At 67.1% G+C, this 24,750-nt stretch carries 22 protein-coding genes and 1 pseudogene; 14 read left to right on the forward strand and 9 right to left on the reverse strand.

The window, feature by feature from the left end; all coding sequences use genetic code 11:
• Positions 1 to 61: 61 nt before the first annotated feature.
• Positions 62 to 640, forward strand: coding sequence for a nucleotidyltransferase family protein (locus ACZYVJ_RS25210; RefSeq protein WP_463833941.1), 579 nt, complete (start codon positions 62 to 64; stop codon positions 638 to 640).
• Here the strand turns inward: ACZYVJ_RS25210 and ACZYVJ_RS25215 are convergent.
• Entirely contained in the window at positions 634 to 891 is a 258-nt protein-coding gene (locus ACZYVJ_RS25215; RefSeq protein ID WP_463833942.1) for a DUF7218 family protein, read from the reverse strand. The genes ACZYVJ_RS25210 and ACZYVJ_RS25215 overlap by 7 nt on opposite strands.
• Positions 892 to 965: 74 nt before the next feature.
• Positions 966 to 3,068 carry a catalase gene (locus ACZYVJ_RS25220; protein WP_463833944.1) on the reverse strand — a complete coding sequence of 701 codons (2,103 nt, stop codon included), beginning with the start codon at positions 3,066 to 3,068 and terminating at the stop codon, positions 966 to 968.
• 106 nt (positions 3,069 to 3,174) lie between these two features.
• On the opposite strand from ACZYVJ_RS25220, the gene ACZYVJ_RS25225 reads away from it, so the two are divergent.
• The 3 genes from ACZYVJ_RS25225 to ACZYVJ_RS25235 all read left to right on the forward strand — a co-directional run bounded on the left by ACZYVJ_RS25225 (position 3,175) and on the right by ACZYVJ_RS25235 (position 6,378).
• The gene (locus ACZYVJ_RS25225; protein ID WP_463833945.1) at positions 3,175 to 3,957 is read left to right on the forward strand and encodes a sulfate transporter; all 783 of its coding nucleotides are present in this window, start codon (positions 3,175 to 3,177) and stop codon (positions 3,955 to 3,957) included.
• 122 nt (positions 3,958 to 4,079) lie between these two features.
• A complete protein-coding gene (locus ACZYVJ_RS25230; protein ID WP_463833946.1) occupies positions 4,080 to 5,255 on the forward strand; it encodes a glycosyltransferase in 1,176 nt (391 codons plus the stop codon).
• A 37-nt stretch (positions 5,256 to 5,292) separates the two neighbouring features.
• Entirely contained in the window at positions 5,293 to 6,378 is a 1,086-nt protein-coding gene (locus ACZYVJ_RS25235) for a helix-turn-helix transcriptional regulator (RefSeq protein ID WP_463834051.1), read from the forward strand.
• Positions 6,379 to 6,395: 17 nt separating this feature from the next.
• Here ACZYVJ_RS25235 and ACZYVJ_RS25240 read toward each other — a convergent pair whose 3' ends face one another.
• Positions 6,396 to 7,784, reverse strand: a complete 1,389-nt coding sequence (locus ACZYVJ_RS25240; RefSeq protein WP_463833948.1) for a flavin monoamine oxidase family protein — start codon at positions 7,782 to 7,784, stop codon at positions 6,396 to 6,398.
• Between the two features lie 121 nt (positions 7,785 to 7,905).
• Here ACZYVJ_RS25240 and ACZYVJ_RS25245 point away from each other — a divergent pair, with 121 nt between their 5' ends.
• Positions 7,906 to 8,871, forward strand: coding sequence for an alpha/beta fold hydrolase (locus tag ACZYVJ_RS25245; protein ID WP_463833950.1), 966 nt, complete (start codon positions 7,906 to 7,908; stop codon positions 8,869 to 8,871).
• On the opposite strand, the gene ACZYVJ_RS25250 is transcribed toward ACZYVJ_RS25245, so the two are convergent.
• Positions 8,866 to 10,212, reverse strand: coding sequence for a flavin monoamine oxidase family protein (locus ACZYVJ_RS25250; protein WP_463833952.1), 1,347 nt, complete (start codon positions 10,210 to 10,212; stop codon positions 8,866 to 8,868). The genes ACZYVJ_RS25245 and ACZYVJ_RS25250 overlap by 6 nt on opposite strands.
• 244 nt (positions 10,213 to 10,456) lie before the next feature.
• Between ACZYVJ_RS25250 and ACZYVJ_RS25255 the strand changes: the two genes are divergently transcribed.
• Positions 10,457 to 11,695, forward strand: coding sequence for an MFS transporter (locus ACZYVJ_RS25255; protein ID WP_463834052.1), 1,239 nt, complete (start codon positions 10,457 to 10,459; stop codon positions 11,693 to 11,695).
• Positions 11,692 to 13,059 carry an LLM class flavin-dependent oxidoreductase gene (locus ACZYVJ_RS25260; protein ID WP_463833954.1) on the forward strand — a complete coding sequence of 456 codons (1,368 nt, stop codon included), beginning with the start codon at positions 11,692 to 11,694 and terminating at the stop codon, positions 13,057 to 13,059. The genes ACZYVJ_RS25255 and ACZYVJ_RS25260 overlap by 4 nt, the downstream gene beginning before the upstream one ends.
• Position 13,060: 1 nt before the next feature.
• Here ACZYVJ_RS25260 and ACZYVJ_RS25265 read toward each other — a convergent pair whose 3' ends face one another.
• Positions 13,061 to 14,176 carry an Rv3169 family protein gene (locus tag ACZYVJ_RS25265; protein WP_463833956.1) on the reverse strand — a complete coding sequence of 372 codons (1,116 nt, stop codon included), beginning with the start codon at positions 14,174 to 14,176 and terminating at the stop codon, positions 13,061 to 13,063.
• Positions 14,176 to 15,312, reverse strand: a complete 1,137-nt coding sequence (locus ACZYVJ_RS25270) for a phosphotransferase family protein (protein ID WP_463833957.1) — start codon at positions 15,310 to 15,312, stop codon at positions 14,176 to 14,178. The genes ACZYVJ_RS25265 and ACZYVJ_RS25270 overlap by 1 nt, the downstream gene beginning before the upstream one ends.
• Before the next feature lie 46 nt (positions 15,313 to 15,358).
• Between ACZYVJ_RS25270 and ACZYVJ_RS25275 the strand changes: the two genes are divergently transcribed.
• Together ACZYVJ_RS25275 and ACZYVJ_RS25280 are read left to right on the forward strand one after the other, a co-directional pair.
• Complete coding sequence (locus ACZYVJ_RS25275; RefSeq protein ID WP_007772914.1) at positions 15,359 to 15,961, forward strand: TetR/AcrR family transcriptional regulator; 603 nt, start codon at positions 15,359 to 15,361, stop codon at positions 15,959 to 15,961.
• The gene (locus tag ACZYVJ_RS25280; RefSeq protein ID WP_463833958.1) at positions 15,958 to 16,863 is read left to right on the forward strand and encodes an SDR family NAD(P)-dependent oxidoreductase; all 906 of its coding nucleotides are present in this window, start codon (positions 15,958 to 15,960) and stop codon (positions 16,861 to 16,863) included. The genes ACZYVJ_RS25275 and ACZYVJ_RS25280 overlap by 4 nt, the downstream gene beginning before the upstream one ends.
• Here the strand turns inward: ACZYVJ_RS25280 and ACZYVJ_RS25285 are convergent.
• Positions 16,860 to 17,216 (reverse strand): annotated as a pseudogene (locus ACZYVJ_RS25285) (HNH endonuclease signature motif containing protein); the annotation flags it as partial. The gene ACZYVJ_RS25280 and the pseudogene ACZYVJ_RS25285 sit on opposite strands and share 4 nt — an antisense overlap.
• Before the next feature lie 186 nt (positions 17,217 to 17,402).
• Here ACZYVJ_RS25285 and ACZYVJ_RS25290 point away from each other — a divergent pair.
• The 5 genes from ACZYVJ_RS25290 to ACZYVJ_RS25310 all read left to right on the forward strand — a co-directional run bounded on the left by ACZYVJ_RS25290 (position 17,403) and on the right by ACZYVJ_RS25310 (position 21,544).
• The gene (locus ACZYVJ_RS25290; protein WP_463833959.1) at positions 17,403 to 18,347 is read left to right on the forward strand and encodes a DUF4129 domain-containing protein; all 945 of its coding nucleotides are present in this window, start codon (positions 17,403 to 17,405) and stop codon (positions 18,345 to 18,347) included.
• Positions 18,344 to 18,826 (forward strand): hypothetical protein, encoded by a 483-nt coding sequence (locus tag ACZYVJ_RS25295; RefSeq protein WP_463833960.1) that lies wholly within the window; start codon positions 18,344 to 18,346, stop codon positions 18,824 to 18,826. Before ACZYVJ_RS25290 ends, ACZYVJ_RS25295 begins: the two co-directional genes overlap by 4 nt.
• Positions 18,827 to 18,845: 19 nt before the next feature.
• Entirely contained in the window at positions 18,846 to 19,823 is a 978-nt protein-coding gene (locus tag ACZYVJ_RS25300; protein ID WP_463833961.1) for an AAA family ATPase, read from the forward strand.
• Positions 19,824 to 19,911: 88 nt separating this feature from the next.
• On the forward strand, positions 19,912 to 21,087 hold the full coding sequence (locus tag ACZYVJ_RS25305) for a DUF58 domain-containing protein (RefSeq protein ID WP_463834054.1): 1,176 nt from the start codon (positions 19,912 to 19,914) through the stop codon (positions 21,085 to 21,087).
• Entirely contained in the window at positions 21,080 to 21,544 is a 465-nt protein-coding gene (locus ACZYVJ_RS25310; protein WP_463833962.1) for a hypothetical protein, read from the forward strand. Before ACZYVJ_RS25305 ends, ACZYVJ_RS25310 begins: the two co-directional genes overlap by 8 nt.
• A gap of 22 nt (positions 21,545 to 21,566) precedes the next feature.
• Here the strand turns inward: ACZYVJ_RS25310 and nuoN are convergent, their stop codons facing one another.
• Both nuoN and ACZYVJ_RS25320 read right to left on the reverse strand, forming a co-directional pair.
• Complete coding sequence (nuoN, locus tag ACZYVJ_RS25315) at positions 21,567 to 23,156, reverse strand: NADH-quinone oxidoreductase subunit NuoN (RefSeq protein WP_463833963.1); 1,590 nt, start codon at positions 23,154 to 23,156, stop codon at positions 21,567 to 21,569.
• Positions 23,153 to 24,736 (reverse strand): NADH-quinone oxidoreductase subunit M, encoded by a 1,584-nt coding sequence (locus ACZYVJ_RS25320; RefSeq protein ID WP_463833964.1) that lies wholly within the window; start codon positions 24,734 to 24,736, stop codon positions 23,153 to 23,155. Before ACZYVJ_RS25320 ends, nuoN begins: the two co-directional genes overlap by 4 nt.
• Positions 24,737 to 24,750: the final 14 nt, after the last annotated feature.

Genomic DNA, 24,750 nt, shown 5'->3' on the forward strand with positions numbered 1-24,750 from the left:
AAACGGCTTTAGCGGCCACCCAGGTTGCTACGCCCGACGGCGGGGTATGACCTTATGCACCATGGCAGCCCCCGATGCTCACGCCAATTCATCCGCCTCCGCCGGGCAGTTGCGTGAGGCGTTGCGCTGCGCGGCGTCGGCGCTCAAGGAAAACGGGCCACGGTTCGCATTAGCCGGCAGCTACGCGTTATGGGCTTACGGGGCACCGGAACCCAGTCATGACGTGGACCTCGTCGTGGCCGAATCCGATGTGGAAGCGGCCGTGGCGACCCTAGCGGGCGCCGGATTCGTCATTGAGCGCCCGCCGGAGGATTGGCTGTTCAAGGCACGTGTCAGCGGCACGCTGGTGGACGTCCTGCACCGCATCAACGGAGTGGCGGTCGACACCGAAACGTTGGACCGTGCCGAGCAGTACGAAGTATTAGCCATCAACATGCCAGTGTTGCCGCCCACCATGGTGCTCATCCAGCAGCTGCGCTCGCTGGGTGAGCATCACTGCGACTTCGCCAAGTTACTGCCGGCGGTGCGCGCGGTGCGTGAACGACTGGACTGGGATGACATCAGGAAGACGACCGCCGACAACGATTACGCGGTCGCGTTCCTGGTGCTGGCCGACCGACTCGGCCTGACGAGTCAGTGATTACGCAGCTTGGCGACCAGCTTGTCCTTTGTCAGGCTCGAATAGCCCGACATCCCAAGTTCTTTGGCGCGCTTCTTGAGTTCCGGAACGGTCCAGTCCTGATACGAGCCGGACCTGCCGCCCCTGCGGGCGACCTTTGACTTCCCCTGCCCCGCGGCGGCATTCGAAATCCGCGCAGCCTTTTCCTTGGAGTCGCCCTTCTTGCGCAAATCCTGGTACAACTTTTCGTTCTTGATCGACGAACGCGGCATGATTCATCCTCCTGTCCAGGTTGAGACGCCCTAGCTCTCCGAGTGCCCACCCCCGGCGCATAAAAAACCACGTCCTAGGCGGGAACCGGGTCTGTGCGCCGCTCCCAGCACCGGTGCCGTGCGAGGGCGGCGGCGAATTCCTCGACGAACCGGTCCGGCAACTCGTCGGCCGCGGCCTTGGTGGTGATGACGGACTGATCGTTGAGCACGTCGGTGTCCTCGGCCAGGCGGTTGGTGATTCCGGCGGTGCGCAGCAGGTCAACACCCGCCCCGTAGGCCCCGATCGGCTTCAGGTGCTTGTAGGCCTCGGTCACGAAGTGCACGGCGTAGCCGTCGTTGGACAAGGTCGATATCGACCGCGGCCCGCACGCCACCACGACGGCGTCGTAGAGCACCGACGCCATCGACGTGAACGACCGGTCGACGGGTAGCTCGCCGCCGGATCCGCCCGCCAACGTGCCGCCGGCGACCGGGGCAAGTACCTCGACTATCGCGCCGCGTTCGTCCATCTGCTCGATGAAGCGTTGGGTTCCCACCACGTCGACCCCGTCGGCGGCCAAAACGGCGATCTTGCGCGTGGCGATGGTGTCGCTGACGCCGATCTGGGACAGCGCCGGGGACGCGGTCACCCCGTCGTCGACCGGCTCCTCGGGGGGCTCGGGCAGCCCCAGCTTCGCCGCCACCTGCGCGGCCAGCCCTCCGTCGACCCGTGCGAGTTGTTCCACTACGGCCGAACGGATCTCGGGCATTTCGACCTTGCCGAGCTCGAAGGCGAACGCGGCGACGATGTGTTCGGCTTCCACCGCCGACATGCTCTGCCAGAACATGCGCGCTTGGCTGTAATGATTCTCGAACGACTTCGCGCGCTTGCGCATCGCCTGCCCGTCCAGCCGCTCGGTGTAATGGCGGAACACGCCCTCGTCGGCCAGCGCGGGGCAGCCACCGCCGATGCTGTTCTTGAAGTAGCTGGTGCGGCCCTGCGGGATCGTGTGCTGGCCGTAACCGTCGTGCTGGTTGGTCCGGACCTCGGCCACCGGCCGGTTGATCGGCAGTTGAGCGAAGTTAGGTCCGCCCAGCCGGATCAGCTGGGTGTCCAGGTAGGAGAAGTTGCGGAACTGCAGCAGCGGGTCGTTGGTGAAATCGATGCCGGGCACCACGTTGGCCGTGTGGAACGCCACCTGCTCGGTCTCGGCGAAGAAATTGTCCGGGTTGCGGTTCAACACCATCTTGCCCACCGGCCGGACCGGAACCTGTTCCTCGGGAATGATTTTCGTCGCGTCGAGCAGATCGAAATCGAACTTGAACTCGTCGGCCTCGGCGACGAGCTGCACGCCGAGCTCCCACTCCGGATACTGGCCGGACTCGATGGCCTCCCACAGATCGCGGCGGTTGTAGTCAGGATCTTTGCCCGCGATCTTCTGGCATTCGTCCCAGATCAGTGAGTGCACACCGAGCCGAGGCTTCCAGTGAAACTTCACGAAAGTGCCTTCACCGCCGCTGTTTACCAGCCGGAAGGTGTGCACGCCGAAGCCCTGCATCATGCGGTAGCTGCGCGGCAACGCCCGGTCCGACATCAGCCACATGATGGTGTGCAGGGTCTCGGGCTGCAGCGAGACGAAGTCCCACAGCGTGTCGTGCGCCGACTGCGCCTGCGGAATCTCGTTGTGCGGCTCGGGCTTCACCGCGTGTACGAAGTCGGGGAACTTGATGCCGTCCTGGATGAAGAAAACCGGGAAGTTGTTGCCCACCAGGTCGTAGTTGCCCTGTTCGGTATAGAACTTGGTGGCGAAACCGCGCACGTCGCGGACCGTGTCGGCAGATCCGCGCGACCCGGCCACCGTGGAGAACCGGACGAACACCGGAGTCTGAACGCCCGGAGTGATCAGGAATTTCGCTGCGGTGTAGTCGGCCAGCCAATCGTCGTATGGCTCGAAATAACCGTAGGCGCCGGCTCCCCGTGCGTGCACCACGCGCTCCGGAATGCGCTCGTGGTCGAAGTGGGTGATCTTCTCTCGGGCGTGGAAGTCCTCCAGCAGGGTCGGGCCCCGCTCGCCGACGGTCAGCGAATCGTCGGTGTGGTCGACGCGGACGCCCTGCTGTGTGGTCAGGTATCCGGTGTCGCGGCGGAACCGCGCCGAGTCCAGATCGCGCTGTTTCGGGTTCTGGTCAGTGGACATTCTGTCGGGGTACCACCGGCCAACGGGTGCAAACGGCCCGACAATCTACTAGCGCGGCACATCTAATCTCGTGCTGATTAGCCGGGGTCGATCCGGGTAGTCGGAGGTGGTGATCGAGGCAGCTAACGGGGATGGTGGCCTCGAGTGCGGTATTCGAATCGATGTGGAACCACAGCGGGATGTGCCGGTCCTGGTGGCGGCGGGCATCCTCAGTAGCTCTACCTATCTGACTCTGCGCGACGCTGTAATCAAGGCCGCGGTCGATGATCCTCCGGCGGTGATTGTCGATGTCGACCGCTTGTCTTCGCCCTCGCCCTCCGCCTGGGCGGTGCTTACCAGTGCCCGCTGGCACGTCAGCATCTGGCCAGACGTCAAGATCCTGCTCGTATGTGCGCATTCCGGGAATCGAAGGGCCCTCTTCACCAGCGGCATCAATCGATATTTGCCGATACATCGCACCCGGGAGGCCGCGCTAGGCGCTGTCCACACCCAGGCCTTACGGGCGCGCGAGCGGGTACGTACCGACCTTCCGCGATCGCGCGAGGGCATCGAGCTCGCCCGCGATGTGGTCACGTACTGGCTCAGCAATTGGGACTTACGGGGGGTGCTGCCGGCCGTGGCTACGGTTGCAACGGCCTTCGTCGAAAATGTCCTCGACCACACGCAAAGTGCGCCAGGCCTGATCGTCGAGAAATACCGGGACACCGTCGCGGTCGCCGTCGAAGACAACTCCTCTAGCTTGCCGGTTCGTCACGAGGACGTGAGCCGCGGCGTCGATGCTGTCTCTGGCCTTGCCATCGTTACCGCACTGTGTCGAGCGTGGGGCAGCGCCCCGACATCATCCGGCAAGACGGTGTGGGCAGTGATTGGCCAGGAAAGCCAATTCTAAGGAGCTCAGACGGTGTTCGGCCTCGCCGCGGTGCGAGTCACCAACCGTCCTGTTTCGGTAATTCCGCTAAGGGTATGCCCCCCGTTACTGGCGGGTAAGGCTACTGCGCAGAGGAAATGCAGTTGAAGATTGCGATTGTCAACGGCGATGACGTCGTCGCGGAGGACCCGGAGCAGCTGTGTGCCGCGCTGGCGGGGCAGGGACACGACGCGACGGTGTGTCTCCGGCGAGCCAACCGACGCTGCGCGCAGGCGGCCACTGACGGCAACTATCGGCGCATCTCGGTCTCCATCGGTCCGCGCAAAGCGAAATCGCCCGTCGATGTGCTGCCCTATGTGGGGGACTGGGCCGCCGCACTGGACCGGATCTGGTCAACGGAGCGACCCGACGTCGTGCACGCATACGGCTGGCTGGGCGGCTTGGCCGCACAACTGACCGCACGTCGACGGCGCATACCGACGGTCCAGACGTTCCTGGGATTGGCCGCGACATCGCGCGAACAGGGCGACGCTGAACAAAACGAACGTGAGCGGATCGAGTCGCTCCTGGCGCGCAGCGCGAGTTGGGTTACGGGTGAGAGCAGTGACGATATCAATGTGCTGGCCCAATTGCGTCACAGCCGGGCACGGTTGTCCGCCTTGACGTGTGGCGTCGATCCCGAGCGCTACACACCAAGCGGGCCGGCGGTCTCGCGCAACCGCTTGCAGAGAATTCTCTGTATTGCACCAAATCCGTTGTGGTGCAACGGTATCGACCTTGCGATCCGCGCATTGCCCAAGGTTCCCGGTGCGGAACTGATGATTGCGGAGACTGACGTCACGAATGGCACCCACAACGACGCGCGATCACGGCTGCAACATCTCGCGTTGAAAGTGGGCGTGGCTGATCGCGTGAACTTTGCCCGCAGGGTCGCCGACGACGAGCTGCCGAAGTTCATCCGGTCCGCCGACGTCGTGGTGTGCACTCCCCGGCAACCACCGCGCGCCAATGTCGTGCTGCAGGCCATGGCCAGCGGGGTGGCAGTGGTCGCGACAAGTGTGGGGGTCCTTGCCGACGTCGTGCTCGACGACATCACCGGGCTCGTGGTCCCGCCGGAGAATCCCGTCGGCGTGGCTGCGGCAACGAGAAGGCTTCTCGCCCAGAGCTTTCAGGCCAAGAGCATGGGCGCGTCGGGCCGCAGCCGCGCCATGTCGCGCTTCGCGTGGCAGCGAATCGCGCTCGACGCACTGAATATCTATGGAAGCGTCGGGGCGCATCATCAGGCCCATGCGGGTTTGCCCTCGGCCGCGGCGCGGTGACGCAATGACGGCGTCCGCGGTAGCCCCCCGGCCGGCCATGACCACCCTGGTGGACGGGACCCGCAGCGATACCACCAATCAGGCCGTCGTGGCCGGCGGCGAAGCGCACGGGCCCGACCGCCGCCCGGCGCAATCAGTGCTCGGAAGTGACTCCCTGCACAATCTGCATCTAGTCGCGGTGCAATACAGGCAGTTTCGTACCACCGATGCGCAGGCCGCGCGGCGATTCTTCGCCGGTGCCTATCAGCCTGGCTGGCGGATCTCCGGGCTGACCCGTCACGCCGCGATGTCACATCTTCGCAGTGACGCCGGTTCGATGACGGTGGACGAGGTGATGATCCAGGGCCGTTCGACCCTGGAGATCCCGGCTTCCGACACCATCGTGGTGATCCAGCCGCGTGCGGGATCGTTGCGAGTCGCGGACGGTCCAGTGGCGACCGCGGACTTCCCGATCCTCGTTGCACACGGAATGCCTTGTGTATTGCACTGCAACGGCGCGCGTTTCGATGTGGTCACCATCGAGGCGGACGTGCTGCACAAGGTCGCCGCGGAATGGCACACGTCGCCGGGACAGCAGACCCAGTTCGTGAATTGGCGCCCACGTTCCCGTGCCGCCGTGCGGGCGTGGCACCGGGCGCTGGATTATGTGGTTGCGACGTTGGCCTCCGCTGACACCGCCCAACAGCCGCTGATCGCCGCGGGTATGGCGGGCCTGTTGGCCGGTGCTCTGCTCGAGTGTTACCCGTCAAACCTCACCGAGCAGGACCCGGCCAGCGATCTCGCGCTGCCCGACACCCTCAAGGAGGCGGTGTCTTTCATCCACCGCCACACCATCGAAGACATCGGCATCAACGAGGTCGCCGCAGCCGTACACCTGACACCCCGGGCGGTCCAGTACCTCTTCCGCCGGCAGCTCGACACGACGCCGACGGAATACATGCGTCGTGTCCGGCTCAGCCGGGCCCATCAAGAGCTGCTGGCGGCAACCGCCGCCACCTCCACCGTCACCGAAATCGCCCAGCGGTGGGGCTTCGCGCACACCGGCCGATTCGCGGTGCTGTACCGGCAGACCTACGGCCAGAGCCCCCATACCACGCTGAGGCAGCAGGCTTCGCCATCCTGATCGCCGCGCGGGCCGGGTCACCCATTCAGCGTGTGCAGCAGTTGGTTCGCGGCGTAGCGTCCACTGGCCAACGCGCCCGTCACCGTCGACGGATTGTCAACTCCCACAGCCTCGCCCGCCAGGTAGAGCCGGTCGCCGACCGGTTGCTGTAGGCGGCGCCGGTCGTCCAGGCCGGAGCCGGGCGGGTGAAACGAATACGCACCGAGTGCGTACGGGTCGAGGGTCCAGTTCGACGTTCGCACATCCGTCAGCGCCACGTTGTCGCCGAAGAGCCGGCGGGCCACCGGTAGCGCGCCGGCCAGCAGATCCCTTGGCGCGCAGGATTCCGCGAATCGTGCCCGCCCGCCGCCGTGGAAGGCCACGGCGATGGGGCCGGCGGTGCTCGGCAAGGTGAACCACTGCGACCACAGCCCGCCTTCGGGTCCGATGTACTGATAGAAAGCGTTGTCTGCCTTCCATGTTCGTTGATTGAAGCGAAAGAAGCTTTTGGACAACGCTCCGAAGCCCAGGGCCGCCACGGCCTGGGCATGGCCATCGGGCAGCGGCGGATCGAACGTGATCGCGCCGGATTTCAGCACACCCAGGGGGACGGTGACGACCGCGGCGGGACCCTGGAAGGACCTGTCCCTGGTCCGAACGATGACTGCGTCGTCGCGTTGCACGATCGCGGTAACCGGCGTGTTGAGCTCGATGGCAAGTCCGTCGGCGAGTGAATGAGGCAGGGCGTCATAGCCGTTCATGATCACGTCCTGGTCGCCGCCGGCGTAGTCACCCTTGTCAAAGCTGTTGGCCGAGAGCTGGTTCGCATCGGCGGCGTATTCGTCCTCGATCTCGGTGGCGAGGTAAAACGCCAGCTGGGTGCGATCGGACGCGGACAGCCGTGCGCTGTCGGCGGCGGCGTGTACCGCTGCGCCCAGACTTCCCGCACCTGCCTGAGCGCGCGCCCGCTCGACAAACGATCGCCAGGTTGCGCTGTGGTAGTCCAGCGGCGCCACGGCGGGATCGACCTCGAGTTTGGCCCATCCGTAGTAGTCGGTGCTGATCAGCTGCGCCCGTGCGCGCCGGGCCAGCTCGGTCAGCGGATTGTCCGTGGTGCCGTGAATCCACGACGCACCCAGCTCCAGCGGCGTGCCCCAGTCACGGTCGGTCCACACCCTGCCACCGATGCGGCCGCGAGCTTCGATGACGCGTACCGGCCGTCCGGCGTCGGCGAGGCTGCGGGCGGCGGACAAGCCGGCCATCCCGGCGCCGACGATAAGGATGGACGTGGTTTCACGCGGTGGGGGTGAATCGGACGGGCGACCGCTCGCACGGGTCGGCCGGTTCGACGCGCAGGCGGCCGTCAGCCCACCGCCGGCCACGCCGGTCGCGGCCGCGAAGAATGCCCGACGCGACAACCCAGACACGGGTCTAAGCGTCTCATAAGAATCGTTTGCCGGATTTCCCAAAAGCGGACCGAACTTGGGGATAAAATCGTCTCATCCTTAGCTGCGGCAACTCCGGTCCGCGTTCGAGGGGGGAGCGGTGATGAGTGCTCGACGATCGGCTCGCCCTGTTGACCCGTTTCCCGACCGGCTGCCGCCGAGCGAGACGGTGTCGGTCCCCGCAACCGACGGCACCCGGCTGCACGTGGAGGTGTTCGGGCCGCCCGACGGGTATCCGATCGTCTTGACGCACGGCATCACCTGCGCGATCAAGGCGTGGGCCTATCAGATCGCCGATCTGTCCAACGACTACCGGGTGATCGCCTTCGATCACCGCGGCCACGGCCGAAGTGGCGTGCCGCGTCCCAAGGGCTACAGCCTCAAACACCTTGCCTCCGATCTGGATTCGGTGCTCGATGCCACCCTGGCGCCACACCAGCGGGCCGTGATCGCCGGTCACTCGATGGGCGGGATCACCATCGCCGCGTGGTCGGAGCGCTACCGCCACAAGGTTCCCCGGCGCGCCGACGCCGTCGCCCTGATCAACACCACCACCGGAGACCTGATCCGACAGGTGCAGCTGCTGCCGGTGCCGTACGGGTTGTCGCCGGCTCGAGTTCTCGCCGGGCGGACCCTGATCAATGCGTTCGGTGGCTTCCCCGTCCCGGGTGCCGCCCGCATCCCAAGCCGGTATGTGGTGGCGATGCTGGCCACCGGACGCGACGCCGATCCGAGCATCGCCAGGCTCGTCTGCGACCTCTTCGAGAACACCTCGGCGGCGGGCCGGGCCGGCTGTGCGAGGGCGCTGGTCACCTCACTAGGGTCTCGGTATCTCAACCTGGACGGCCTGACCGTGCCGACGTTGGTCATCGGCAGCGAACGCGACCGGCTGACCCCGATCAGCCAGTCGCGCAGGATCGCGCGCACCACACCCAACCTGATCGAGCTGGTCGAGCTGCCCGGCGGTCACTGCTCGATGCTGGAACACCCGCGCGAGGTTAATCGCCAGTTGCGCGCCCTCGCCGAGATGGCGGTGCACAACGCCGCCACCCGGCGGATCAGTTCATAGCAGGGCGGTGATCTCGGCGGCCGCGCGCTGCCCGGACCGGATCGCCCCGTCGAGGAACCCGGTCCACTCGTCGGCGGTTTCGGTACCGGCCCAGTGAATTGGCCCGACCGGTTCGCGCAACCACGGCCCGAACCGGGTCCACGACCCGGGCGGCACCGCGGCGGTGGGGCCGCCGGGGGCGAATTCCTCCACCCCCCAACGATGATCGACGTAGTCCAGGGGTTTGAGCGCGTCATCACCGAAAAGCGTTGCAAAGCAGCGCAACGCATCGCGCCGACGCTGATCGCTGGGTAGCGAGTCGAACGTGCGGGCGTCGACAAAACCCATCAAGATGCCGGGACCCTCCGGGTGCGGACTGACGTCGAAGGTGATGAACACGGGGCCCTCGTCGGACAGCGCCTGCCCGGAGAAACCGTTAGTCCGCCAGAACGGCGTGGAATAGGCGGCGTAGGCCTTGCTGAGCCGGCCCTGCGGCCAATGTAAGGCGAGTTGCTCGTACTCGGCGGGCAGCGGCGGAGTGAACTCGATCGAGGCGCGATGGGCCGGCGGGATGGCGACGATGACGAACCCGGCCTCGGTCTCACCGACATCGGTCGTGACGGTGACGCCCGCGCCGTGGCGCTCGATTCGGCGCACCGGCGCGTTGAGCACCACGCGGGTACCCAGTTCGGCGGCCGCGGCCTCGGCGATCTGTTGGGTGCCGCCGGGGAAGCGGTCCTGTTGGGCGCCGTCCTCGACGTCGAGCAGCCGGTCCAGGCCGCCGGCCGCGTGGGCGTAGCGGGCGGCGTGCAGCATCGATACGTCGTCGGGTTCACATCCCCAGGTCACCCGCGCCACGATCGCCAGCAGGTCGTGCGAGGAAGCGGTCGCCCGCACCGAACGCAACCAGCCGCCCAGCGATAGGCCGTCGAGTTCGCGGGCCCGTCGGGCGTCCCACGGCGCCGCCAGCGGGATGCTGCGGGCGATCCTGTCGAACTGCCACCGCAGCCGACCGATGTCCAGCAGTCCCGTCAGCGAAAGCTTCGGGATGGTGCCGTGATACGCGTGCGTCCACCCGCGCCAATGGATGAGGTTCTTGCCGTCGTGGTGCGTCGGGGTGGTCGGGACGTCGAGTTCGGCGGCCATCGCCAAGACGGCGTCCTGGGTCGGCCCGACGAAAGTGCCGCCCAGATCGGCCGGCAATCCAGCGACGCTGCCGGTCAGCGATCGTCCGCCGACCCGGTCACGACCCTCGAAAACCACCACGTCATGGCCTTGTTGATACAGCTCGCGCGCCGCGGCGAGTCCGGCAAAGCCCGCACCGACCACGACAACGTCGACAATCCGTGGGGGTTTTGGCACGCGGTCTAGTGAACCGCATTTCTGCGGTTTTCATGGCAATTTCTGCAAGCTGACTGCCGAACCGCAGGACGTTTCGCATCACCGCGATGGCAAACATATGCCGGCCTGGCCATGTTAATTACGCTGCGACCACGTGTTTCCCACAAGCCCTGCCACAAGCCCTGCCACCCGTCCGACCGCTCCGACCAGTGCGGCGCCGGTCGCCGGGACCAGGCCCGACCTGCGAACCGTGGCTCTGGGCAGCATGATCGGCACCACCATCGAGTGGTATGACTTCTACCTGTACGCGACCGCATCGGCCCTGGTCTTCAAACCGCTTTTCTTCCCGAACATCTCGCCGACCGCAGGGACGTTGGCCGCGTTCGCCACCTACGCCGCCGGATTCGGGGCTCGACCCCTGGGCGCGGTGCTGTCCGGGCACTTCGGCGACCGGCTGGGCCGCAAAGCGGTTCTGGTGGGCGCGTTGGTGGTGATGGGTTTGGTCACCACCGCGATCGGAGTGTTGCCGACCTATGCCGAGGCAGGGCTGCTGGCGCCGGGGATGCTGGCGTCGCTGCGTGTGCTGCAGGGGCTCGCCGTGGGCGCCGAATGGGGTGGCGCCGCGGTGCTCTCGGTGGAGCATGCACCGCCCGACCGTCGCGGATTGTTCGGCAGCTTCACACAGCTGGGCTCACCGGCCGGCATGCTGCTGGCGACCTCGGTGTTCTTTCTCGCCCGGAACGCCACCGGGACCACCGCCTTCCTGAGTTACGGATGGCGAATCCCGTTCCTGCTCAGCGTCTTTCTGGTCGGAATAGGCCTGTTCGTTCGGCTCAGGCTGACCGACGCCGAGATCTTCGACCGGGTCAAGGCGCGTGACGAGCTGGCCCGGATGCCGATAGTGGAGGTGCTGCGCACCGATTCACGCAACGTCGCCATCACCACCGGGTTGCGGCTGTCGCAGATCGGGCTTTTCGTGCTACTGACGACGTATTCTCTTACCTATCTGCAGGATTCGTTCGGCAAGGGGAGCTCCGTGGGCCTGATCGCGGTACTGGTCTCGTCGGCCCTGGGGTTGCTGAGCACACCGGGCTGGGCGCTGCTGTCGGATCGGGTGGGGCGGCGGCCACCGTATCTGTTCGGCGCGGTGGCCGGAGTCGTTGCCCTGGTGTTGTTCTTCGTGGCCGCCGGCAGCGGCTCGGCGCTGTGGGTGGTGCTGTCAATCGTGTTCGGCATCAACGTCGTTCACGACGCCATGTACGGGCCCCAGGCGGCCTGGTTCGCCGAACTCTTCGACACGCGGGTGCGTTACAGCGGCGCCTCGTTGGGCTATCAGATCGGCGCGGTGCTCTCCGGCGGCTTCGCCCCGTTGATCGCCGCGTCGTTATTGGTGGTCGGCGGCGGCCGGCCGTGGTTGATCGTGGGGTACTTCGCGGTGCTGGCGTCGATCACGGCCGCCGCCGCGTACGCGGCCGGCGAGACGCATGAGGCTTACCTGGGATGAGTGCACCCCGCAGGATCTTCCTCAACGCCTTCGACATGGCCTGCGTCGGGCATCAGTCCGCGGGGCTGTGGCGCCACCCCGACGACCAGGGTCATCGCTACCGGGAACTGGGCTACTGGACCGAGTTGGCCCGCATCCTGGAGGCCGGCGGGTTCGACGCGCTGTTCCTCGCCGACGTGCTCGGCGTCTACGACGTGTACGGGGGGTCGCGCGACGCGGCGGTGGCCGACGCCGCCCAGTTCCCGGTCAACGACCCGACGGCCGCGGTCTCGGCGATGGCGGCCGTGACCGAGGGCCTCGGCTTCGGGATCACATTGTCGTTGACCTACGAGCAGCCGTACGCGCTGACGCGCAGGCTCTCGACGCTTGACCACCTGACCGGCGGCCGGGTGGCGTGGAACATCGTCACGTCCTATTTAGACAGTGCCGCAAGGAATTTGGGCTTAGATGCCCAGATTCCGCACGACCAGCGTTACGAGATCGCCGACGAGTACCTCGAGGTCTGTTACAAGCTCTGGGAGGGCTCTTGGGAGGCCGACGCCGTGGTGCGCGACGCGGAGCGGGGCGTGTTCACCGACCCGGCCAAGGTGCACGACATCGAGCACAGGGGCCGCTATTTCTCGGTGCCCGGCCCGTTCCTGTGCGAGCCGTCGCCGCAGCGCACTCCGGTGCTGTTTCAGGCCGGGGCGTCACCGCGGGGTGTCAGGTTCGCGGCGGCACACGCCGAGGCGGTCTTCGTGTCGGGGCCGACGCCGCAGATCGTGTCCGGCCCGGTGCGGGCGCTGCGCGCGGCCGCGGCCGAGCTTGGCCGGGACCCCCTTTCCATCAAGGTGTTCACCATGGTGACCCCGGTGGTCGGCGAGACACGCGAGGAGGCCGTCGCCAAGCTGCATGAATACCGCCGATTCGTCAGCCCCGCCGGCGCGCTCGCCCTGTTCGGCGGCTGGACCGGGGTCGATCTGGCCGAGCTCGACCCTGACGAACCGCTGACGTACGTCGAGACTGACGCCAACCGCTCGGCGCTGGCGTCTTTCACGACCGCGGCGCCGGAGCGGGCCTGGACGGTGCGGGAGCTGGCCGACGAGATCGGCATCGGCGGCCGCGGCCCGGTGCTGGTGGGCTCACCGACCGAGGTGGCCGACGAACTCGAGCGGTGGGTCGACGAGGCCGACCTCGATGGGTTCAATCTCGCTTACGTGACGACTCCGGGCACCTTCGTCGATTTCGCGAATTTCGTTGTCCCCGAGCTGCGTCGACGGGGACGTATGCCCGAGGAGTCGCCGAGCTGCACCCTGCGCCAACGGCTGGGCGGCGCCGGGCCGCTGCTGCCCGACGATCACCCCGGTGCGAAGTACCGCCGCTGAACTACGGCGCGACCGTCAACCAGTCCTTGAAGCCGGACGGGTCGTGCCGGCCCAGCGCGCCGTGCTCGTAGAGGCCCCAGCCCTCGACCGGCTCACCGTCGCCGTCGCGGCAGACCGCGCGGCCGACGTGATCGATCACGCCGAATCCCGCCCGGCCGATGATGGCCGGGTCGGTCATGTCGTAGGTCAGGCGCTCCGCGAACTTCTCGCCCTTCCACATGCCGTGGATCCAATCGGAGTCGCCGCCGTAGCCGCCACCGACGTGAATGGGCACCGGCAGCTTGGACTCGACGTCGAAGTGCACCGGGGTGCCGTCGGGGGCGGTGGCGTCGATCGTCGCGCCGGTCGGGATGCGGGTCCCGGAGCGGTAGTGGATCTTCACGCGCGGCCAGCCCAGCTGCTCGACGCGGCCGTCGCGCCAGATCCGGGTGCAGTCGTTGAGCGAGCGGAACCCGTCGGGCTCCTCCTGGATGATCAGCACGATCGCGAAATCATCGAAGGCCATGGGTACATACAGCCACCACATGCCCTCGAAGGGCGGGTCGGCGGGCCGTCCCGCGGGCTCGGCCTCGCCGATCGGACGGATGCCCCAGGACCGGTCGCGGCTGCCCAACCAGGTGTCGGGGTGGACGGTGATCTCCTCGCCGTCGATGACGATGTGTCCGGTCCAGCTGCCCAGCTGCGCAAAACGCTGCGCGTCCAGCGTCACCCGGTTGCCCGCCCGCAGGATGTGCGGCTGTTCCTGGACGACGTCGAACAGTCCTTGCCAGGTGAGATCGGCTGCGATGCCTTCGGTTTCGTCGAGGACGATCCGCAGCTTGTGCAGCGGTTCGATGACCTCGACACGGTAGCCGTTGACGTGCTGGTGCAGCCGGTCCTGGTCGATGGCGTCCGAAACGTGCACCGCTGTCTGGGTGTCCCCGCGCCTCACGAGCAGGAACGCATCCTTGACCCCGAGGTTGGGGTAGTACCCGATGCCGCTGATCACGAAGATGTTCCCGGTGCGGTCGTGGGCGTTGAAATAGGAGCGGTCGTAGAAGTTGCGGTCCGAGGAGCCCGGCCACGCGATCGGTTGGGGAATCTGGTGTACCGGGAATTCGTCGAGCGGTCCGAGCATTACTGGTCCTCTCCTATTAAACGTCTCATCAATCCGGCGTGGTAGAACAGCGATTCGACATCGTCGGGCTTCTCGGTTTCGCCGAAGTGCACCCGACGGGCGCCGGTGCGCATGAACACACACGCCCACATCACGCCCGAGTACACGTAAAACCAGTGCAGGTCGCCGACCTCGACGCCGGCCAGCCGCGCGTAGGTGCCCCGCACGTCCTCCTCGCGCATCACCCCGGGCAGCCCCGGCAGGGTCGCCAGGCTAGCGAGTTCCTGAAAGACCATGTGCGCGAAGATCATCCATGCCACGTCGAGCTCGCGCGGCCCCAACGTGACCATCTCCCAGTCGAGCACCGCCACCGGGCGGAAGTCGTTGTACAGCACGTTGCCCACCCGGGCATCGCCCCACAACAGCACCGGCTCGGCGGCGGCCGCCTCGGCCGGCCAGTTGGCTTCCAGCCAGTCGAACGTCCGCTCCAGCAGCGGTGATCGCCCGATGTCTGGCACCGCGAAGTCATACCAGGACCGCACCCAGTTGAAGTGCTTGCGCAGCGCGGTGTCCCCGGCCTGGCCCGCGGTGAGGAAGCCAAACGTGCTCTGCGCGTCCGGAATCGAGTGCAGCGTGGCCAACACGCCGACGGTGGCGTCCTGCAGTTCGCGTTGCCGCTCGGCGGGCGCGTCGGCGAACCAGTTGCCGCCGAACGTGTACGGCATGACGTCGGGCGGCACCTCACCGGCGACGTAGTCCATCACGAAGAACGGTGTGCCGAGGACATCGCCGGTGTTCTCCAGCCAGCGCACCCGGGGCACTGGCACGTCGGTCAACTCGCCGACTTTCCGGATGACGTCGAATTGGTGGTCGAGCCGGTAGGTCGGAAAGACCTGCACATCCTCGGCGGCGGGCGCGACTCGGGTCACGAGCTTCTGCTCGATCGGCTCACCGTCCTGCTGCCAGCGGGCGGTCAGGATGATGGTTTCCGACGACATGCCTGTCGAATCCACGCCGCTTTCCACCGTCACCTCGGGTTTTGCGGCGTCCGGCAGTACGGTGGAGAGCCAGCGTGACATCACCGTCGGCAACGTCGTGACGTCACGGCTGGAGCGCTGCAGCCTGTCGACGTTGTCGACCGCGGGTTCTGTTGCCATAAGGTGCCTCCTTCGTTGAGGCAATTACGATACGGTAGGTAGCGTTATGAAAGCAGACCCGTCCGGCCTTGACAAGGCCTCCGGCGCCGGCCGCCCACGCGATCCGCGTATCGACTCCGCGATCCTATCGGCGACCGCGGAACTGCTTGTCCAAACTGGCTATTCCAACATCAGTCTGGCCGCGGTCGCCGAGCGCGCCGGCACCACGAAATCCGCGTTGTACCGGCGGTGGTCGAGCAAGGCCGAACTGGTGCACGAGGCAGCCTTCCCGACCGCCCCGACCGCGCTGGAGTCGCCGGCCGGGGATATCGCCGCCGACATGCGGATGATGATCGAGGCCACCCGCGATGTGTTCACCACCCCGGTGGTGCGCGCCGCGCTGCCCGGTCTGGTTGCCGACATGACGGCCGACCCGGCGCTCAATGCGCGGGTGATGGCGCGGTTCGTGGACTTGTTCACCGCGGTGCGGGTGCGGCTGCGCGAGGCGGTTGACCGGGGCGAGGCCCATCCCGACGTGGACCCGGACCGATTGATCGAGTTGATTGGGGGAGCGACGATGCTGCGGATGCTGCTGCGTCCGGAGGAAGAGCTCGACGACGCGTGGGTGGAACAGACCACGGCCATCGTCGTGCACGGGGTGCGGCGATGACGGGGCGGCTTGCGGGCCGGGCCGCGATCGTCACCGGTGCCAGCCGCGGCCTGGGCCGGGCAATCGCGCTGGCGTTGGCGGCCGAGGGTGCCGCGGTGGCGGTTGCCGGGCGCACCGAAGAAGTATGGGACGACCGGTTACCGGGAACCATCGGCGAGACTGTCGCCGACATCGAGGCGGCGGGCGGGCGTGCCGTCGCGGTCCGCGCCGATCTGACCGACCGCGATCAGATCGCGCGGCTGGTGGAGTCGGCGCGAGAGGCGTTGGGCCCCATCGGAATTCTGATCAACAATGCGGCCTTCACCGCGCCGGGGCGGCCGCCGGCGCCCGGTGGGCAACCGGGTGGCAACGCCGCCAAGGGTGCCGCTAAACCGGTGGGTGCCGCCGTCAAGCCGGCGGGCGCGGCAGCCAAACCGGGCTGGCCGGGGTTCGTGAGCACGCCGTTGCACGCGTATCGCCGGCATTTCGACATCGCGGTGTTCGCGGCTTACGAGCTGATGCAGATGGTGTGTCCCGACATGATCGAGGCCGGTGGCGGCTCGATCATCAACATCACCTCGGTCGCGTCGCGACTGCCCGGCGACGGCCCGTACGCCGATCGCAGCGGCGGGGTGCTGCCCGGCTACGGCGGATCCAAGGCCGCCCTCGAGCACCTGACCCAATGCGCGGCATACGATCTCACCGACCACAACATCGCGGTGAACGCGCTGTCGCCGTCGAAGGCGATTCTCACGCCCGGGCTCTCGTACTATGCCCGCAACTTCGATGACACCGCATCGGAGGACGAATTCGCCCGTGCTGCAGTCGAATTAGTCCTAGTCGATCCGGCCAAGGTTACCGGGCGCACCATCGGCCACCTTCAGGTGCTCGACGGCAGCTTCCGGCCCTTCGCGGTGGATTAGGCAGACGCGCCGTCGGGCTGGTCGGGATCGCCGCGCAGCAGCTCGTCGGGATGGTGGACGTGGTTGACGGCGGGCGGTCCGCTGCCGTCGGTCCACCCGAGTCGCCCGTTGCCGGCGACGGAAGTGTGCCATTGGCCCCTGCCCACCGCGCCGTGGTCGGAGCCGCAGGCGAAGAACAGGTTGTCCGCGTCTGTCCCGCCGCCGTCTGCCCATTGGTGAGCATGGTGAACCTCGCAGTGATAGCCCGGCTCGAGGCAATTGGGGTGGGTACATCCGCGGTCCCGGGCGTAGTAGATGAGGCGCTGATCCGCGGTGGCGATGCGCTTTTGGCGCCCCAAATACAATGGCCGGCCACCCAATCCGCGCTATAGAACATATGTTCGACTTCAAGCGACCAAAGCCAAGACGTGGATGAACTGCCGACTGTGGACAAGCGGAAACGCCGGTCCTGGCCCTGGTCCGCCTGACGTGCAAGTATGAGGAAAGTCAGTGCCGCGACGGCGGCAGGCAACCAATCGAGTGGTGTGCCAATGCCTGGTATGGACAAGCCGACAGGGCGAGTCGTTGCCCTGATCGTTCTGCTGCTCGTGGTCGCTGCCGCGCTGCGCGGTTACCTCCCCGCTCGCCACGATGCGATGCGCAGCGAGTCGGGCGGCCAGGCGGCGCTGACGTTCGTGGTGGCGATTCTCGCCGTGACGCTCGCGCTGATCGCGGTCGCCGTGGTCGCGCGGTTGCGGGACCCCCGCGCTCCCGCGCCGACTGCGGGTGGCCTGTCCGACATGCTGGGCACCGGTAAGGGACGACCGAGCTGGCGCGTGTTGGTGATCGGAGCCGCCGTGATCGCGGCCTGGCTGCTGATCGTGATGCTGCTGGCCCGGTATTTGGCCCACGGTATCGCCCCCTCCCCGCAGGCGCCCGACAGCGGCGCCGCAGCGTCGACGCACCCGCCCGCGCAGCCGCCGTCGCAGCGGCATCCGCACCGTGCACGTGACGGGTCGCAGGACCTGCTGGGGATCCTGCTCGTCTGCACAGTCGCCATGTTGGTGATGTTCGTCGCCGGGACGGTCGCGTCGGCGCGGCGGCGCTGGCGTCCGGCGGCTTCCGCCAACGCCGACGAGCCGGCGGAATCCTCGGCGCCCGCGCCGCGTTCGGAGTCGCTGGCGCGAGCCGCCGAACGCGGCCTGGCCGAGATGACAGACCTGAGCCGCGAACCGCGAGAGGCGATCATCGCCTGTTACGCCGCGATGGAACGCGAACTCGCACAGGTTCCCGGCGCCGTTCCCCAGGAATTCGACACCCCGACCGAGGTGCTGGCCCGCGCGGTCGAACACCGCGCCCTGCACGCCGACAACGCCGTCCAATTGGTGAACCTGTTCACCGAGGCGCGGTTCAGCCCCCACGTGATGAACGAGGCCCACCGCGACATCGCGGTGGGCGTGCTTCGACTGGTCCTCGACGAGCTGGGTTCGCGGAGCGTCGCATGAAAAAGACTATTTCCCTTGGCGTTCTTCTCATCATCGGCATAGAACTGCTGGCACTGACGCAGCACGATCGACGATGGGTGTTGGCGGCCCCCGGTGTCGGGCTGGCCGTTGTGTTGCTCAGCCTTCGTCGAGCTCTGGCGCACGGGTTCGATGCAAACGCGGAGGCGGGCGCCGACGATCTCGGGGATTCGTTGCGCCGCTGGCTTTCCACCACCGAGACGACGATCCGGTGGTCGGAGGCCACCCGGGCCGACTGGGACCGCCATCTGCGCCCGATGCTCGCGCGTCGTTACGAGATGACAACTGGCCAAAGGCAATCCAAAGACCCCGCGGCCTTCCACGTGACCGGGCGCATGCTTTTCGGTGCGGAACTGTGGGAATGGGTCAATCCCAACAACGTCAGGCGCAGCGGTGACCGCGAACCCGGTCCGGGTCGTGCGGCGCTGGAAGAGATTCTGCTCAAGCTGGAGCAGGTATGACAGGAGGCGCGATCCCAACATGACGCTGCCGGCCGCAACCACGACCGCACACTGCGAAGCGATTCTCGACGAGATAGAGCGCGTGGTGGTAGGAAAGCGCTCCGCACTGCGGCTCATCCTCACCACGGTGCTCGCGCGCGGCCACATCCTCATCGAAGACCTGCCCGGCCTGGGCAAGACGCTGATCGCGAGATCCTTTGCCGCCGCGCTGGGGCTGCAATTCACCCGGGTGCAGTTCACGCCCGATCTGTTGCCGGCGGATCTGCTCGGTTCGACCATCTACGACATGCAGTCCGGCCGCTTCGCGTTCCGCCCGGGCCCCATCTTCACCAACTTGCTGCTGGCCGACGAGATCAATCGCACGCCGCCGAAAACCCAGGCGGCGCTGCTGGAGGCGATGGCCGAAGGCCAGGTCAGCATCGACGGCGAAACACACCAGCTGCCAAAGCCTTTCATTGTGCTGGCCACCGATAACCCGATCGAGTACGAGGGCACTTACCCGCTGCCCGAGGCGCAGCTCGATCGATTCGCGATCCGGCTGGAATTGCGGTATCTCAGTGAGCAGGACGAGACCTCGATGCTGCGCCGCCGACTCGAACGCGGCTCGGCCGAACCGACGGTCAATCAGGTGGTGGACGCGCACGACCTGCTGGCCATGCGCGAATCGGTCGAGCAGGTGACCGTGCACGAAGACGTCCTGCACTACGTGGTGTCGCTGGCCAATGCGACGCGACACCATCCCCAGGTTGCGGTGGGCGCCAGCCCGCGCGCCGAACTCGACCTGGTGCAACTCGCGCGTGCCCGCGCGTTGCTGCTCGGCCGCGACTACGTCATCCCCGAGGATGTGAAGGCGCTCGCTATCGCGGCGATCTCGCACCGGATCACTTTGCGCCCCGAAATGTGGGTGCGAAAGATCCAGGGCGCCGATGTGATCGGGGAGTTGTTGCACCGCCTGCCGGTGCCGCGAACCGGCGGCACCGCCGGAGACACCGGATGAGCCCGGCGTGACGTCCAGCGTTGCGGCCGAGTTCCGCTGGCGTGCATCGGAATTGACGCGAGCGGTCGCCACCTGCGCCGGGTTCGCGATGGCTGCCGCCGTGATCGGCGCCCGGTGGCAGCTGATCGCCTTCGCCGCGCCACTGCTCGGCGTGCTGTGCTCGATCAGCTGGCAGCGGCCCGTCCCGACGATTCACGTGCACGGCGAGCCCGACGCCCAGCGTTGCTTCGAAAGCGAGCAGGCACACGTCAGGGTGTGGGTGACACAAAAAGGCACGGCGGCCGCCCAGGTCACGATCCCGGACATCGCAGGCATGGAGCTCGAGATCGCCGAATCCGTTGCGGTCCAGGGGAAGACCGTCACGGCCACCGCGCGGCGCTGGGGCCGGTATTCCATCGGTGCTCGCATCGACGTCGTTGCCCGCGGTGGGCTGCTCACCGGCACGGCCACCGTCGGGGCCGCCGAGGTCATCGTGTTTCCCTTGACACCCCCGCAGCCGACGCCCATCCCGCAAACCGAGCTGCTCGACCGGCTGGGCGCCCACCTGACCCGCCACATCGGTCCGGGCGTGGAATACGCCGACATTCGTCTCTACGTTCCCGGCGACCAACTGCGCGCAGTGAATTGGCCGGTGAGCGCGCGCCGCGGCCAACTACATGTGACCCAGCGGCTGACCGACCGCGCCGCCGACGTCGTCGTCCTGATCGATGGGTATCGCCAGCCCGCGGGTCCGGCGACCGAGGCCACCGAGCGCGTCGTGCGCGGGGCAGCACAAGTGGTGCAAACCGCGTTGCGGCACGGTGACCGGGCCGGCATCGTCGCTCTCGGGGGCAACCACCCGCGCTGGCTGGGTGCCGACATCGGGCAGCGCCAGTTCTACCGGGTGCTCGACACCGTCCTGAACGCCGGCGACCGATTCGAACACACCACGGGCACGCTGGCGCCGCGCGCGGCGGTTCCCGCCGGCGCGATCGTCATCGCGTTCTCCACCCTGCTCGACACCGAATTCGCCTTGGCCCTGATCAATTTGCGCAAGCGTGGCCATGTCGTGCTGGCCGTCGACATCCTGGACAGTTCGCCGTTCCAAGACGAACAGGATCCCCTGGTGGATCGGATGTGGGCGCTGCAGCGCTCCGCGATGTACCGCGACATGGCCACTATCGGCGTGGACATCGTGTCGTGGCGCGGCGACAGCGGCCTGGAGCAGTCGATGGGTGTGTTGCCGGATCGCCGCCGGCGGGTGCGGGGGAGGCTTCGTGGCTAATGCCGGTGCGGGGGCGCTGGCGCGGGTGGGCGCGCCCGCGTTCGCGACGGGTTTCGGCCTGCTGATGGTGGGCCTGGCGGCCGACGGCTGGCAGGGCCCCGCGGTGGTCGCCTGGGTGGCGGCGCTGATCGCGGTCGCGGTGGGCACGGTATTCCGGCGCGCCGCAACGGTTGCCGTGCTGCTGGCGGCGATCACCGTGATGCTGACCGACCCGCCGCTGATCTTCGTCGCGCTGTCCGGATTGTGCGCCGCCGCCTACCTGGTATGCCGCCACGCGGCCGGCGCGGCCGCCCCGGTGGTGCTGGACAGCTGGCCGACGGCCGTTGGCGCCGTAGGGTTTACATTCGCCGGGCTGGTCGCGACGTCGTTTCCCTTGCAGTTGCCGTGGTTGCCGTTGGTGGCCCCGCTGGGCGCATTGGTGATCTACCTGCTGGCCATCCGGCCGTTCATGAGCTGACCCGTGACGGCCGGACGCCGCCTCAGTGCAGCAGCTGGGCGGCCTGGTCGGCGAGATCGAGCAGCGGCTGCGGGAAAATGCCGAGCCCGACGGTGACCGCGGCGCACACCGCGATGGCGGCCTTGCTCAAGATGCCCGGCACCACCACGTGCGGGGTGTCCTCGGTCGCCTCGGTGAAGAACATCGACACGATCACCCGCACGTAGAAGTAGGCGGCGACCCCGCTGGCAACCACACCGACGATCACCAGCGGCGCGGCGCCGCCCTGGGCGGCGGCCTTGAAGACGGCGAGCTTGCTGACGAAGCCACTGGTCAGGGGGATGCCGGCGAACGCCAACAAGAACATCGAAAACATCACGCCCACAATGGGTGAGCGCTGACCCAGCCCCGCCCAGTGTGAGAGTGTGGCGTCCTCGACCCCGTCGGCGTCACGGATCAGGCCGACGATGGCGAACGCGCCGACGGTGCTGAAGCTGTAGGCAAGCAGATAGAACAGCGTGGCGGACAGGCCGGTGTGGTTGTCGGCGATGACGCCGGTGAGGATGAACCCGACGTGGGCGACCGACGAGTAGGCCAGCATGCGTTTGACGTCGGTCTGGTTCACCGCGGTGATGGTGCCCACCGCCATGGTCAGGATGGAGATGGTCCACAGCACCGGGCGCCACTGATCGTGCAGCGGCGGCAACGCCACGTAGATAACCCGAAGCAGCGCACCGAAAGCCGCGACCTTGGTGGCCGCGGCCATGAACCCGGTGACGGGGGTAGGTGCGCCCTGGTACACGTCCGGAATCCACGAGTGGAACGGAACGGCGCCGACCTTGAACAGCAGGCCGACCGACAGAAGCGCGACGCCGACCAGCGCCATCGAGGTGTCGCCGCGCGCGGCAAGCGCATCGCGGATGCCGGTCAGCAGCAGCGTGCCGGTCGCGCCGTAGAGCAGCGCGACACCGTACAGGAAGAACGCCGACGAAAACGCGCCCAGCAGAAAGTACTTCATCGCCGCTTCCTGCGAGAGCAGGCGGCGGTGACGGGCCAGGCCGCACATCAGGTACAGCGGCAGCGACAACACTTCCAGCGCAACGAACATGGTCAACAGGTCATTCGACGCGGGAAAGACCATCATGCCGCCTACCGACAGCAGCGCCAGCGGGAACAGCTCGGTCTGGGCGGCCCCGGCCCGCTCGGCCTCGCGCTCGGCGTCGCCGTCGGGCACCGCCGATGCCTGTGGCGTGAACGAGTCAAGGCCACCCGAGCCGGCCGTGCCGACTCCCACGGACACCTTGCTGTCCGCCTTGGCCTGCGTGCGTTCGGCGATGAAGATGACCGCCATCACCGCGACCAGCAGCACGGTGCCCTGCAGATACAGCGTCGGGCGGTCGATGGCCATGGCGCCCAACACCGCGACGCGGCCCGAGCTTTGGATCGAGCGGCTCACGGCGATGACCGCGACGAACGCCGCGATCAGACCGCCGAGCGAGAGCGTCACCTGCGCGGTGTAGCGAATACGCCTGGGCAGGAATGCCTCTGCGAGGACACCCAGCACGGCGACGCCGAACACGATGAGCGTGGGGCACAGCAGGAAATACTGAATGCTCGGGGTGGGAAGGGTCATCGCGGTCCTTCGGCGGTCCGGTGTAGGTCGGCCGGTCTGGGTGTTCCCACCGGGACGGTCGGCTTGGGGTCATGCTGGCCGATGGTGGTCATGGTGTTCTCGACGGCGGGATTGATGATGTCGAGCACGGGTTTGGGATAGATGCCGAGCACCAGCAACAGCGCGATTAGCGGTGCGACGACAATCAATTCACGTGCACGCAGATCGCCGATCTTCTCGTTGCCGCTGAGCACCGGCCCGGTCATCACGCGTTGGTACAGCCACAACATGTAGACCGCCGAGAGCACCAACGCGGTGACCCCGAATGCGGCGGCCAGCCAGTACCGGTTGAAAGTGCCCAGCAGGACCAGGAATTCGCTGATGAACGGGGCCAGGCCAGGCAGCGACAGGGTGGCCATCGCCGAGACCAGGAAGGTGCCGGCCAGTATCGGCGCCACCTTCTGCACGCCGCCGTAGTCGGCGATCGCCCGACTGCCGTGCCGCGATATCAGGAATCCGGCGATCAGGAACACCGCGGCCGTGGACAGGCCGTGGTTGAGCATGTACAGCGTCGACCCGCTCTGCCCCTGGCTGGTCATCACGAAGATGCCCAGGATGATGAACCCGAAGTGCGAGATCGAGGTGTAGGCGATCAGCCGCATGATGTCGGTCTGGCCGATGGCCACGATCGCGCCGTAGATCACCCCGATGACCGCGAGCACGACGATCAGCGGGCGGAAATACGTTGAGGCGCCGGGGAACAGCTGCAGGCAATAGCGCAACATGCCGAAGGTGCCGACCTTGTCCATCACCGCCATCATCAGCACCGCGGTCGCAGGGGTGGCTTCGACGGCGGCGTCGGGCAGCCAGCGGTGGAACGGCCACAGCGGGGCCTTGATCGCGAACGCGAACATGAAGCCCAAGAACAGCGCCTTGAACACGGCCGAGTCCGCGCCGTACCGGCCCGACGCGACGCCGGCCACGATCTCGCGGAAGTCGAAGGTGCCCGAGCCGTGCTGCGAGGTCACCACGTACAGCCCGATTACCGCGGCCAGCATGATCAGCCCACCGAACAGGTTGTACAGCAAGAACTTCACGGCCGCGCGCGATCTGCCGGACCCGCCGCCGAAGCCCCCGATCAGGAAGTACATCGGGACGAGCATGGCCTCGAAGAAGACGTAGAACAGCAACACGTCCAGGGCGACGACCGAGATCAGCACCATCGACTCGATGGCCAGCGTCAGGGCGATGTAGGCCTGCACCCCGCGGCTGCGCTCACCGCCGTCGTTCCAGCCGGCCACCTGCAGCACCGGAATCAGCACCGCGGTCAGCAGCACCAGCACCACCGCGATGCCGTCGACGCCCAGAGTGTAGCCGGCGCCGAATGCCGGGATCCACTGGTGGCTCTCGACGAATTGATAGGGCGCGCCACCGGTCTTGAACCCCAGGGTGACCACGATCGCGACCGCCAGGGTCGCTACGCCGAAGGCCAGACCGGTCCACTTGGCGAGCTGTCGCAGTCCGGGCGGCGTGAGAATGATCAGCACGGAGCCGGCCAGCGGCACCAGCCACAGCACGCTCAGCCATGGAACGCTATTCACCAGCGCCGCTCCTT

It is taken from the genome of Mycobacterium sp. IDUB_3 (genome assembly GCF_055419585.1).